A 13,428-nucleotide genomic window follows, 5' to 3' on the forward strand; every position below is an offset into this window, starting at 1 on the left:
ACAACCATTAAGAACATTATACTATATCCAATTACTACAAAAAACTCTTTAAACTCCTTATTTAAAGTCAAACTTGCAATCTTATAAAAGATGACTAACAACAAATAAGCAATTATAAAATAATTGAAATTGTTTTTTAAAAAGAGGTTTCTTTTAAAGATTTTCGAATCTGTAACTACATAACTAAATAAAATACCTATAGCTATTAGATACAAATAGGTCGAAAACACTTTAATATCTCTTCCCTCTATCAAAATCAAATTATCAGCAAAAAAGATTACTAAAAACAAAAATAAATTCAAATATATTTTTTTTGCTTTACTTATAAAAAAGTAAGCAAAAGCAATACTTGGAATTATAATGGGTTTAAAAATCAAAGCAATGTCTAAATCGCCATAAACCCTATAAAAAAACAAATAACACAAATAGGAAATAAAATATATATACAGAGCTCCACTAGCTCGGCTATCTATATTTTTATCAGTCTTGAATATCTCTCTTACCATGAAGTTTAAATTTAGTTCTGTAAACAAAATAACTTATGTAACAAAAAAACGATAACTCTTGAGTTGCAACATTAATCATCTTCAAGGCTAATAAATCGGGGATTTTTTTTGAAAAAACAAAAAACAAATCGGATAATAGAAAACAACCAACCATAAAACCCGTGTACAAAATTGTTCTATTAATGTAGTTAATTAGCATTACAAAGGCTAAAATTCCCATTAACAACAATAATATTCCGTACAAAAAATAAATAAAAAATTCAAAGCTTTTCTCTTCTATCATCATCATTAGTGCATTAAATAATAAATACACTAAAAGCATTACGATAATATAGAAAGAAAAGGTATTCAGGTTAATTTTTTTCTTTTTTAAATAATAGATTAAATCTTGAAAAATAAAAAACAATATAATGAAATATGGAATTAACAAAAATATAAGCCCCGAAACATTAAACTCTTCTCTACTAATTAGATGTAAAATTTCACCAATAAAGAAGGATAAAACCGAAAAAGAAAACAAATAATCAATTTTACCCCTAACACTAATATAATAGAAATAATAAATCGACGGAAGGATAATTGGCTTAGTAAAAAGTTCCAAATTATCGCTTCCAATTAAAACAGCAAATACATATAAAATAAAAGCTGTAAAATATAATATTAAAGCCGAATTTACTTTAAGCATCTATCATTTGTTTGAAGTCTAATTCTGATATAATTGCAATTTTTAATTGATTTGCTTTTTCTAGTTTGGAAGGTCCCATATTATCCCCAGCAATTACATAATCGGTTTTTGATGAGATGGAACTTCCTACTTTTCCTCCGTTATCTTCAATAGCTTTTTTTAGTTCGTCTCGAGAATATATTTCAAAAACTCCCGATACTACAAAGGTTTTTCCTTTTAACTTTTCAGAAAGTAAAACATCATCTTCACCCGATTCTAATTGAACTCCAAAACTCTTAAGCTTATCAATAATACGAATATTTTCTTGATTTTCAAAGAATTGTACGACACTCTGTGCGATTTTATCGCCAATCTCATCAACCAAAATCAAATCCATAATACTCGCTTGCGCAATTGCATCAATTGATTTGTAATGTTTCGCTAGCTTCTTAGCAACTGTTTCACCTACATATCGAATTCCTAACGCATATAAAACACGTTCAAATGGAATCGTTTTCGATTTTTCAATTCCGTTGATTAAGTTTTCTGCTGATTTTTCCGCCATTCGTTCTAAAGGAATGATTTGTTCCTTTTTCAGTTCATATAAATCAGCATAATTCGTAATCAAACCAGCATTGAATAATAAAGCAACTGTTTCTCCGCCTAAACCATCAATATCCATTGCTTTTCTGGTGATAAAATGCTGAATTCTTCCAATAATCTGCGGTGGACAACCATAGAAATTTGGACAAAAATGATTCGCTTCGCCTTCGCTTCTAACCAATTCCGTTTGACATTCTGGACAATGAGTGATATATTTTGTTGGCTCGGTTTGATCACCTCTTTTAGCAACCGCAATAATCTTCGGAATAATTTCACCTCCTTTTTCTACGAAAACTTCATCGCCAATTCGAATATCTAACTTTTCAATTTGGTCGGCATTGTGTAACGAAGCACGTTTTACAATCGTTCCTGCTAATTGTACGGGTTCTAAATTCGCAACGGGCGTAATCGCTCCTGTTCGCCCTACTTGATATGAAATCGAGTTTAATTTCGTAGTGACTTGTTCGGCTTTAAACTTATACGCCATCGCCCAACGGGGAGATTTTGCTGTATACCCTAATTCATCTTGATGTTGCAAATTATTTACTTTGATAACAACTCCATCTGTCTCATAGGGTAAATCATGACGGTGTTTGTCCCAATAGTTGATGTATTCGAAAACTTCGCTTAGGTTTTTAGCTAATTTGGATTGTGTTGGTACTTTAAATCCCCAATCTCTTGCTTTTTGTAAGCCTTCAAATTGAGTTTTGAAGGGTAAATTATTACCAATTACGAAGTACAACAAACAATCTAAAGGACGTTTGGCTACTTCGGCACTGTCTTGTAATTTTAGACTTCCAGAAGCCGTATTTCTTGGATTGGAATAAGGAGTTTCACCAATTTCAATTAATTCTTGATTCATTTTTTCAAATCCAGCAAACGGAAGAATGATTTCTCCTCGAATATCGAATTTTTCAGGAAAATCACCTTTTAAATGAATAGGAACTGCTTTTATCGTTTTGATATTATTCGTGACATTATCGCCTTGAAAACCATCGCCACGCGTAACTGCACGAACTAAACGACCCTTTTCATACGAAATACTAATTGATGCACCATCGTATTTTAATTCGCAAGTATATTCTAACGGAACATCGCCTAAAACCTTTTGAATTCGGGTTTCCCAATCTTGTAAATCTTCAATGGAATAAGAATTGTCCAACGAATACATGCGATATTCATGTTTCACTGTTTCAAAATTCTTCGTAACCATTCCTCCTACTCTTTGAGTGGGCGAATTTTCATCGAAAAACTCTGGATGTTGTGCTTCTAAATCTTGTAAATGTTTTAGCTTTTGATCAAATTCAAAATCAGAAATGGTAGGTTTATCTAAAACATAATAATTGTAATTATGTAGATTTAATTCGTCTCTTAAATTCTTAATAGTATCTAAAACGCTCATATTTACTGATTGATTAAGCTGTCTAATTTGGTAAACAATTCTCCTTTACTGATGATTCCACCTTGTTTAATGATTTCAAACAAAGATTCATTTCTGTTTTCTGATAAATCTTTCTTTCCTCTAGTGATTTCTACTTCATCGGAAAATAAATTTTCAGACAACCAGTGAATCCCATCTGCAGAAACGAAATCAATTTGTGGATTATTTGTTTTTATTACAAAAGAAAAAACCGCATTTTGCATACATTTAAAAAGAAAAATGTAGTTTTTAGAAAAATGATCAATGTGCGTAACATTCGTCAATGCTTTTTCCCAAATCATATCAGAGAAAACGTCAATTTCTTGTTCGGCAATATGAGGTTTATTTTGCTTAATTTCATCCCATTCCTTTTTATCAATTGATTGTGTAGCTAAAAAAGTAATGAATTCTGGATGTAATTCTTCTAATTGTTCTTTGGTTAATCTTGCGTATTTCATAAAGTAAAGATAAAAAAAAAGCCCCGATAAAATCGGAGCTAATTTATATTTTAAGAAAAATTATGCTTTTTCACCTACGATTTCGTATGGTAACTCTACGATAACATCTCTGTGTAATCTAACTGATGCAGTATATTTACCTACACGTTTTACTACACCACTAGTGATGAATTTTTTCTCAATTGAATGACCGTTAGCTTCTAATGCTTCCACGATGTTAGCGCTAGTAACTGAACCAAACAATTTATCACCACCTGCTTTAGCAGTAATTTTAATTTCTAAAGCTTTTAAAGCTTCAGCTAAAGCTTTTGCATCTGCAACAAGTTTAGCTTCTTTGTGCGCTTTTTGCTTTAAGTTTTCAGCTAAAACTTTTTTAGCAGATGGAGTTGCTAAAATAGCAAAACCTTGAGGAATTAAATAATTACGACCATATCCGTTTTTCACAGTTACTACGTCATCTTTAAATCCTAAATTTTGAACGTCTTGTTTTAAGATAAGTTCCATGTTGTTGTCCTTTTAATTAGAAGTTAGCCCGCCAGTAGCGAAGCAACAACTATTTGTTAATTATTATTTTAATAAATCGGCCACGTATGGCATTAAAGCTAAGTGACGAGCTCTTTTAACAGCTACAGAAACTTTTCTTTGGTATTTTAATGAAGTACCTGTTAAACGTCTTGGTAAAATTTTACCTTGCTCGTTAACAAATTTCAATAAAAAGTCTGCGTCTTTATAATCGATATATTTAATACCTGATTTTTTGAAACGACAGTATTTTTTAGTTTTGTTTGTATCTATGTTTAAAGGCGTAAGATATCTGATATCTCCGTCTTTTTTCCCTTTTGCAGATTGCTCTAATGTAGACATGATTAGTTTGTTTTAGATTTTAATTTTGCTCTTCTTCTTTCTGCCCAAGAAATTGCATGTTTGTCTAAAGACACTGTTAAGAAACGCATAACACGCTCGTCACGGCGGAATTCAGTTTCAAATGCAAGGATAATTTCAGCTGGCGCTTTGAATTCGAATAAGTGGTAAAATCCACTTTTTTTGTGTTGAATTTCATAAGCTAATTTTTTTAAGCCCCAATCTTCTTTCGATACCATCTCAGCCCCTTTAGAAGTAAGAAAATCTTCAAACTTGCTTACTGTTTCCTTTACCTGTTGCTCAGATAAAACGGGATTCAAGATGAAAACAGTTTCATAATGATTCATAATCTTTATATTTATTGTTATAAAATTGGGTGCAAAAATAATACTTTTATTTGAAATAGCAAGCACAACACCTTATTAATTTTTTATTAAAAAAACTTGTGTATTTGTAATAATTGTTCTATTTTTAACAAACTATAAAAAATATATGCCCATGAAGTTGAATTGTATCGTTGTAGATGATAGCGCTATTCAAAGGATTACCATCACAAAACTTGTTAACGAATCAACATTATTAAATTTAGTAGGAGATTTTGCCAATGCTCTTGAGGCAAAGAATTGTATCAACAACAATACAATCGACCTTATATTTCTTGATATTGAAATGCCGTTAATCAATGGCTTCGACTTATTAGACGGACTAAAAACCAAACCACAAATTATATTCATTACTTCAAAAGCAGACTATGCTGTTAAAGCTTTTGATTATGAAGCAACTGATTTTCTTCAAAAACCTATTTCTAAAGAACGTTTCAATAAAGCAGTTAAAAAAGCTACTGAACTTCACGCTTTGCGTTACGAAAACCATGAAGACCATGGTGAGAGTATTGTGATTAAAAGTAATTTAAAGAAACTAAAAGTCTATGTTTCTAAAATTAAATGGATTGAAGCCTATGGCGATTACATCAAAGTAGTTACCGATGATGAAAGTCATTTAGTGCTATCAACAATGAAAGGTTTTGAAAAAGAACTTCCAGAAGGCAAATTCATTCGCGTTCATAAATCGTATATTATCAATTTAGACCGAGTGGAAAAATTCAATAGTAAGTTTGCCGAAATTGGAAATACAAAAATACCATTAAGTCGAAACAAGAAAGAAGAAATTGTAAAAGCAATCGAAAACGCTTAATACACATCGACATCTACTTTTACCTTAATAGAACGATATTGCGGAACTGTTTCAAAACTCATGAGCACTTTCGCAATATTTTTTTTGGTATTACCCAAATGCTTCTGAACTGGAATCTTAACCATAATCGTTCGAATATATTCATTTCGGATTCTATTAATCGCTGGCTCTTCTGGTCCTAAAACTGGCATATCTAAATTTTGAGACAACACATTATACAACCACATAGAACCTTCTTTCAATTTATCAAAATCACGATGTTTTAATGTAAGCTTCACTAATCTAAAGAAAGGCGGATATTTGAAATTCTGGCGTTCGTAAATTTGCTCTTTATACATTCCCATATAATCATTACCCAAAACTTGTTGAATGGTATTGTGATACGGATTATACGTTTGAATAACTACTTTTCCTTTTTTCTCTGAACGTCCTGCCCTACCCGAAACTTGCATCATCATTTGATACGCTCTTTCGTAGGCTCTGAAATTCGGCTGGTTCAATAAATTATCGGCGTTTAGAATCCCAACTAAAGTTACATTATCAAAATCTAAACCTTTGGCTAGCATTTGTGTTCCTACCAAAACATCAATTTCTCTATTTTTGAAGGAATCGATAATCTTCTCGAAGCCAAACTTTCCTCTAGTGGTATCTTGATCCATTCTTCCGATATTTTTCTCTGGAAAAAGGGTTTTCAATTCCATTTCAATTTGTTCAGTTCCGAAACCTTTAGTAGTTAAATCAACCGATTGACAACTATGACAATGCGTTGGATTAGCTATCGAATGACCACAATAATGACAACGCAATTGATTTTTGAATTTGTAATACGTCAAACTCACATCGCAACTTGGGCAATGTGGCACATGACCACACGTCATGCATTCCACATAAGGCGAAAATCCTCTACGGTTTTGAAATAAAATAACTTGTTCGCCTTTTGATAACGTTTTAGTGATTTCCTCCAATAATTCATCAGAAAAATGCCCTGACATTTTCTTTCTGAAATATTTGTCTTTTAAATCGACTAATTGAATTTCGGGTAACACTACATTTCCGTAGCGTACTTTCAATTCGGTTAAACCATACTTTTTAGCTTGTACGTTATAATACGTTTCCAAAGATGGCGTGGCACTTCCCAAAACCACTTTTGCTCCGTGTTGCTTCGCTAAAACTATAGCGGCATCACGGGCGTGATATCTTGGCGCTGGATCGTGTTGTTTGAAAGTTTGCTCGTGTTCTTCATCTACAATAATACAACCTAAATTAGAAAACGGAAGAAACAAAGCACTTCGAACACCAATTACTACTTTGGCTTTTGGAGAATTTTCCAAGACTTGATTCCAAACTTCTATTCTTTCGTTATTAGTATATTTTGAATGAAAAACAGCAACTTCATTTCCAAAATAAGCTGTTAATCGTTGTACTAATTGAGTGGTTAAAGCGATTTCTGGCAATAAAAACAATACTTGTTTTCCTTCCTTAATATATTGTTCAAGAAGTTTGATGTAAATTTCGGTTTTACCAGAAGCGGTAACTCCGTGTAATAAATTTACATCAAACGATTTGAAATTTTCTTGAATACTATCAAAAGCTAGTTGTTGAGCTTCACTTAACGTGAATTGACTATCATCATCTTTATCGAAAGCAACTCTATCTTGCGCAATATAATATTCTTCGAAAATGGTTTTATCTACCAAAGATTTTACAATAGCAGCAGAACTTCCTGAAGTTTCAATGAGTTTTTTTACTGAAATAGGTGCTTTTTCACGAGCTTGTAATTGGAAATAATGTAGAACCAATTCGCGTTGCTTTTTGGCTTTGGATAACATTTCTAATAATTCGGCTAATCTTTCTTGTTGCAAAAATTCTTCTTGCAATCTGATATAACGAACTAATTTTGGTTTGTATTGTTCCGAAATTTCTTCTTGTAAAACTAATGCGCCTTTCGCCAACAATCGATTGATAACAGGAAAAACCGTCTTTTTCCCAACTATTTTGATAACATCTTGTATCGTAATAGAAGATTGCGTTTTTAACGCCTCTAAAATTAAATATTCATCGTCTTTTAATTCATCAGAATGAATGTCTTGGTCTGCTTTTGCCGAAATAATGGTTTCACTTTCCAATATATAACCAGAAGGCAATGCACTTCGAAAAACTTCACCCAACGAACACATATAATAAGAGGCAATCCATTTCCAATGTTCGATTTGATGTAAATTTACAACTGGTTTTTCATCTAAAATTTGATGAATTTCTTTTGCTTCGTATAATTGAGGTGGCGTATTCGTTTTATCTAACACCAAAGCCGTATAAATCTTAGTTTTCCCAAAGGGAACTGCCACTCGCATTCCTATTTGAATGTAGTTAAATTCCGCTTCCGAAACCTGATAAGTAAAGGTTTTAGAAACCGCTAAAGGTAAAACGACTTCGATAAAATACAGCATAGAACAAATATAGTTGGAAAAAGAGAATAGAAAAAAGAAAATAGAAAAAAGATAAATTACTGAATAAAAAAAGCGTCCTCGATTGAGAACGCTTACTTTTATATTTAGTTGGAATTATTTTCCTAACATTTCATCTTTTAAATCTTTATCAGCTGGTTTGTCGCATAACCAGATTCCGAATAAAGCTTTTTTGAAATCGTGTCCGTCGATACTTCCTTTTTTAGTTCCGTTTTTATAAACTACAACTCCTTCATTTGGAACATTCATAATGATGAAAACATCCCCTTTTTTAATTTCTTCTTTAAAGAAACCTTTGAATTTATCGATTTTTGCTTTTAATGGAGCGGTTTTCTTTCCTGTAGCATTTTCGAAACCTTCATTAATAGCCGAAATCATTTTATCAGAAGTAATTAAACCTGATACAATGTTTAATTTAATGGCAGCTCCTTCTTTGCTGTTCATGATTTCGTTGGCATTAGTACTCTTTTTTTCTAAATACAAAGCACCAACGTACATATCCATAAACATCTTAACACGAGTTCCAGCGCCATTTAAAACTAAAGATTGACCCTCTAAATTTAACTTAGCATCAACTTTAACTCCCGAAACTGTTTTTTGTGCATTTACTGTAAACACAGTCGTAATCAACATTAAAAATGTAATAACTTGTTTTTTCATAATTTATTTTTTTTAGTTTGGTTAAATATATAAATTTTTTCTTTTCAATTTTGAAATAGTTGCATTTAGTTCGAAACCTAATAACAAAACCATGCAATTAATCCAAATATAGAACATTAATACAAGAAGTGTACCAATTGAACCATATAACTCGTTGTACTTTGCAAATTTAGTTACATAAATTCCGAAAACATAAGAAGAAACTACTATTAAAATGGTAGTAAAAACCGCACCATAACTAATAAATGCAATACTTGAAGTTTCTTTAGCTCCAAATTTATATAATATTGAAGTTGTGATCAAAATCATTAAAAGAATGAAACCATATCGACTCCATTCAATAACCGAAACATCTGCTACATAACCTCGAATATTTATTTTTTGAATCATTACCTCAGCAATCACAATGGCTGCAACTGTTATCAACAAAATCATCGATAAGACCAAAGAAATGGCTAATGAAATAAAATATTGTCTAAAAAAACCTCTAGTAATAGTAATGTGAGCCGACATTTCAAATCCTCCTAAAATGGCATTAATTCCGTTGGTCATTAACAAAATAGATAAAATAAAACCTGACGATAGTAAACCTTGGTGACTGGTTTCCATGATATCTTTTAAAATGGCTTCAATAGCTTCGTAAGTATTGGGTGGCACTCCTTCTTCTACAAACTCTAAAAAATCGGCTTGAAAATTTTCCAAAGGGATAAACGGAATTAAATTCAAGATAAATAACGTAAAAGGAAATAATGCCATAAAGAAACTAAACGCAATAGCACTTGCTCTGTACGAAAAAGCACCTTTGAAAATTCCCAACACATATAGTTCCAAAATATCATAAAGTGATAAGCCTTCTAAAGATTTCAACTTTATAGCTTTCGTAAGCGAAACTAATTGCTTTACAACTGGGATTTTATTGAGTTTATTTTCTATTTCTTCCGACATACATTATATCGCTTTTAAACTTAAATCCATATTATAAACTGAATGCGTTAAAGCGCCAGAAGAAATATAATTCACTCCACATTCTGCGTAATTACGAATGGTTTTTTCATTAATATTTCCAGAAGATTCAGTCAAACATTGATTTCCAATCATGGCTACTGCTTTCTTTGTAGTTTCATAATCGAAATTGTCTAATAAAATTCGATAAACACCGCCAGCATCTAAAATTTGTTGCACTTCGTCTAAATTTCTGGCTTCGACAATGATTTTTAAATCTTTATTATGATCGATTAAATATTGTTTTGTCTTTGCAATCGCTTGCGGAATTCCTCCAGCAAAATCGTTGTGATTGTCTTTCAACATAATCATATCGTACAATGCAAAACGGTGATTTTCACCACCACCAATTTTCACCGCCCATTTTTCGATGGCACGGATTCCAGGTGTGGTTTTTCTGGTATCTAAAATTTTAGTTTTTGTACCTTCCAGTAAATCAACAAACATTTTGGTTTTCGTTGCGATGGCGCTCATTCGTTGCATCGAGTTCAATACTAAACGTTCGGCTTTTAAAATCGATTGTGAGCTTCCTGAAACATGAAAAACAACATCACCATATTTTACTCTTTCACCATCATTGATAAACGTTTCCACTTTCATGTCTTTATCTACATAATGAAAAATCATTTTAGCGAATTCTACACCAGCAATAATCCCTTCATCTTTTACTAATAACTTCGCTTTTCCTTGTGCTGAAGCTGGAATACACGCGAGTGAACTGTGGTCGCCGTCTCCAACATCTTCACGGATAGCATTACTAATGATTAATTCTAATTCTTTTTGAAATTGCGCTTCTGAAATCATGGTTTGTAAATTGAATCGCTAATGTAAGAAATCCTTTGAAGTTTAAAAAATATTGAGGTCGTAAAAAACAAAAAACTCCCAGACAAATCTGAGAGTTTCATTATGATTGGATATTAAATTCGATTAAGATAAAGCTGCTTTTACTTGATCAGCTGCTTCTTGGAATTGTACTGCAGATAAAATTGGCATACCTGAATTATCGATTAATTCTTTAGCAATTTCTGCATTTGTTCCTTGTAAACGAACGATGATTGGCACTTTAATAGCGTCACCCATGTTTTTGTAAGCATCTACAACACCTTGAGCAACACGGTCACAACGAACGATTCCACCAAAAATGTTAATCAAAATAGCTTTTACGTTTGGATCTTTTAAGATGATACGGAAAGCAGTTTCAACACGTTTTGCATCAGCAGTACCACCTACGTCTAAGAAGTTAGCTGGCTCAAAACCTGCATACTTAATTAAGTCCATAGTAGCCATTGCTAAACCAGCACCATTTACCATACAACCAACAGTTCCATCTAAATCAACGTAGTTTAATCCTACTTCTTTAGCTTCAACTTCGATTGGGTTTTCTTCTCTAATGTCACGCATTTCAGCATATTTTGCTTGTCTGAATAAAGCGTTATCGTCGATATTTACCTTAGCATCAACTGCTAAAATTTTATTGTCAGATGTTTTTAATACTGGGTTGATTTCAAACATAGATGAATCAGAACCGATATAGGCTTTATATAAAGCATCGATAAATTTCACCATTTCTTTGAAAGCTTCTCCAGATAAACCTAAATTAAAAGCAATTTTTCTAGCTTGGAAACCTTGTAATCCGTAAGCAGGATCAATTTCTTCAGTAAAAATTAAGTGTGGTGTGTGCTCAGCAACTTCTTCGATATCCATTCCACCTTCAGTAGAATACATAATCATGTTACGACCAGTAGCTCTGTTTAATAAAACAGAAACATAAAATTCAGAAGTTTCGCTTTCACCAGGATAATAAACATCTTCAGCAATTAATACTTTGTGAACTGTTTTCCCTTCTGGTGGAGTTTGTGGTGTAATCAACTGCATTCCGATGATTTGCTCAGAAATTTCAGTTACTTGGTCTAAGTTTTTAGCTAACTTAACTCCTCCACCTTTTCCTCTACCTCCAGCATGGATTTGTGCTTTTACTACGTACCAACTTGTACCTGTTTCAGCAGTTAATTGTTTTGCTGCAGCTACCGCCTCAACTGGATTGTTAGCAACAATACCACGTTGAACACGTACTCCATAACTAGCTAGGATTTCTTTACCCTGATATTCGTGTATGTTCATAATTGTTATGCGTTTATCTTGTTTAAAAAAGTGCCACAAAAATAGCAAAGTAATTTTTAATGGACTAACTTTTTTTCGTTTAATTTGGGAATTTGATATACATATTCGTATTAAAACTGTAACTTTAAAAAAATACGAATGTTACAAATAAAACATTTTGTTATATTTTGTTAATAATTGTTTTAAAAATTGTAACTTTTAAATATTGATTTACTTTTGCATCAAATTAAATCAAAAATGAAACCAGAAGTATTACAACAATTAGCAACAGAATTTGGAAGTCCATTATACGTTTATGATGCGGAAAAAATTGCCTTTCAATACAACCGATTACATAATGCATTTAGCAAAGTAGAACGTTTTAAAGTACACTATGCTGTTAAAGCTTTATCGAATGTATCTGTTTTGAAATACTTAAAAAGTTTAGGCTCTGGATTAGATACGGTTTCTTTACAAGAAGTACAATTGGGATTACACGCCGGTGTTGAACCAAAAGACATTATTTACACACCTAATGGGGTTTCAATGGAAGAAATTGAAGAAGTAGCGCAATTAGGTGTTCAAATCAACATTGATAATTTATCGATTTTGGAGCAATTTGGAACGAAACATCCGAATGTTCCGGTTTGTATTCGAATTAATCCTCATGTAATGGCAGGCGGAAATGCGAATATTTCGGTGGGACATATTGATAGTAAATTTGGGATTTCAATACATCAATTGCCTCATATTTTGAGAATTATTGAAAATACAAAAATGCATATCAACGGCATTCACATGCATACGGGTTCGGATATTTTAGATGTAGAAGTGTTTTTATATGCTGCCGAAATCCTATTCGAAACGGCTAAAAATTTCCCAGCATTAGATTTTATCGATTTTGGAAGCGGATTTAAAGTACCATACAAAAAAGGCGATATTGAGACTAATGTAGAAGAATTTGGAAGAAAATTAACGAAACGCTTTTTAGCTTTCGAAAAAGAATACGGTCGTCCATTAACCTTAGCTTTTGAACCTGGAAAATTCTTGGTAAGCGAAGCGGGTTATTTCTTAGCGAAAGTAAATGTAGTAAAACAAACTACCTCAACAGTTTTTGCTGGAATTGATTCGGGTTTCAATCATTTGATTCGTCCGATGTTATATGGTGCGCAACATCATATTGAAAATATTTCTAATCCTAAAGGAAAAGAACGATACTACTCGGTAGTAGGTTATATCTGTGAAACCGACACTTTTGCTAGCAACCGAAGAATTACTGAAATACACGAAGGTGATATTTTATGCTTTAGAAATGCCGGCGCTTATTGCTTTTCAATGGCATCTAACTACAACTCACGACTAAAACCAGCAGAAGTACTTTGGAAAGATGGAAAAGGTCACTTAATCAGAGAACGCGAAACGTTTGATGATATTATGAGGAATCAAGTGATGATTGAAATTTAGTTTTTGGTTAAATAAGAAAATCCCGCATTAG

The 13,428-nt window shown here is 32.3% G+C and carries 14 protein-coding genes; 2 read left to right on the top strand and 12 right to left on the bottom strand.

Annotated elements, in window-relative coordinates:
* The 7 genes from ACE3PD_RS10250 to rpsF form a co-directional block, all read right to left on the bottom strand.
* A partial coding sequence (locus ACE3PD_RS10250; RefSeq protein WP_374402140.1) for a hypothetical protein occupies positions 1-506 on the bottom strand: 506 nt, incomplete at its 3' end.
* Entirely contained in the window at positions 481-1,191 is a 711-nt protein-coding gene (locus ACE3PD_RS10255; protein WP_374402141.1) for a hypothetical protein, read from the bottom strand. The genes ACE3PD_RS10255 and ACE3PD_RS10250, both read right to left, overlap by 26 nt.
* Positions 1,184-3,175 carry an NAD-dependent DNA ligase LigA gene (gene ligA / locus ACE3PD_RS10260; RefSeq protein ID WP_374402143.1) on the bottom strand — a complete coding sequence of 664 codons (1,992 nt, stop codon included), beginning with the start codon at positions 3,173-3,175 and terminating at the stop codon, positions 1,184-1,186. The genes ACE3PD_RS10255 and ligA overlap by 8 nt, the downstream gene beginning before the upstream one ends.
* 2 nt (positions 3,176-3,177) lie before the next feature.
* Positions 3,178-3,651 (bottom strand): DUF6495 family protein, encoded by a 474-nt coding sequence (locus tag ACE3PD_RS10265; RefSeq protein WP_374402145.1) that lies wholly within the window; start codon positions 3,649-3,651, stop codon positions 3,178-3,180.
* Positions 3,652-3,711: 60 nt separating this feature from the next.
* Complete coding sequence (rplI, locus tag ACE3PD_RS10270; RefSeq protein ID WP_194096150.1) at positions 3,712-4,155, bottom strand: 50S ribosomal protein L9; 444 nt, start codon at positions 4,153-4,155, stop codon at positions 3,712-3,714.
* A gap of 63 nt (positions 4,156-4,218) precedes the next feature.
* Positions 4,219-4,515, bottom strand: coding sequence for a 30S ribosomal protein S18 (rpsR, locus tag ACE3PD_RS10275; RefSeq protein ID WP_008253655.1), 297 nt, complete (start codon positions 4,513-4,515; stop codon positions 4,219-4,221).
* A 2-nt stretch (positions 4,516-4,517) separates the two neighbouring features.
* Positions 4,518-4,859 carry a 30S ribosomal protein S6 gene (gene rpsF / locus ACE3PD_RS10280; RefSeq protein WP_194096148.1) on the bottom strand — a complete coding sequence of 114 codons (342 nt, stop codon included), beginning with the start codon at positions 4,857-4,859 and terminating at the stop codon, positions 4,518-4,520.
* A gap of 151 nt (positions 4,860-5,010) precedes the next feature.
* Here rpsF and ACE3PD_RS10285 point away from each other — a divergent pair, with 151 nt between their 5' ends.
* Positions 5,011-5,706: a LytTR family DNA-binding domain-containing protein gene (locus ACE3PD_RS10285; protein ID WP_026726604.1), complete on the top strand. Its 696-nt coding sequence runs from the start codon at positions 5,011-5,013 to the stop codon at positions 5,704-5,706.
* On the opposite strand, the gene priA is transcribed toward ACE3PD_RS10285, so the two are convergent.
* The 5 genes from priA to sucC form a co-directional block, all read right to left on the bottom strand.
* Positions 5,703-8,153: a primosomal protein N' gene (priA, locus tag ACE3PD_RS10290; protein ID WP_374402149.1), complete on the bottom strand. Its 2,451-nt coding sequence runs from the start codon at positions 8,151-8,153 to the stop codon at positions 5,703-5,705. The two genes, ACE3PD_RS10285 and priA, sit on opposite strands and share 4 nt — an antisense overlap.
* Positions 8,154-8,267: 114 nt before the next feature.
* The gene (locus ACE3PD_RS10295) at positions 8,268-8,831 is read right to left on the bottom strand and encodes a chalcone isomerase family protein (RefSeq protein ID WP_374402151.1); all 564 of its coding nucleotides are present in this window, start codon (positions 8,829-8,831) and stop codon (positions 8,268-8,270) included.
* 21 nt (positions 8,832-8,852) lie between these two features.
* A complete protein-coding gene (locus ACE3PD_RS10300) occupies positions 8,853-9,776 on the bottom strand; it encodes a YihY/virulence factor BrkB family protein (protein WP_374402153.1) in 924 nt (307 codons plus the stop codon).
* 3 nt (positions 9,777-9,779) lie between these two features.
* Positions 9,780-10,637: a carboxylating nicotinate-nucleotide diphosphorylase gene (nadC, locus tag ACE3PD_RS10305; protein ID WP_374402155.1), complete on the bottom strand. Its 858-nt coding sequence runs from the start codon at positions 10,635-10,637 to the stop codon at positions 9,780-9,782.
* Positions 10,638-10,760: 123 nt separating this feature from the next.
* The gene (gene sucC, locus ACE3PD_RS10310; RefSeq protein WP_374402157.1) at positions 10,761-11,954 is read right to left on the bottom strand and encodes an ADP-forming succinate--CoA ligase subunit beta; all 1,194 of its coding nucleotides are present in this window, start codon (positions 11,952-11,954) and stop codon (positions 10,761-10,763) included.
* Positions 11,955-12,191: 237 nt separating this feature from the next.
* On the opposite strand from sucC, the gene lysA reads away from it, so the two are divergent.
* Entirely contained in the window at positions 12,192-13,397 is a 1,206-nt protein-coding gene (gene lysA, locus ACE3PD_RS10315) for a diaminopimelate decarboxylase (protein ID WP_374402159.1), read from the top strand.
* Positions 13,398-13,428 lie beyond the last annotated feature (31 nt).

Origin of the sequence: Flavobacterium sp. (assembly GCF_041911335.1) — a bacterium.
Classification (GTDB): Bacteria; Bacteroidota; Bacteroidia; order Flavobacteriales; family Flavobacteriaceae; genus Flavobacterium.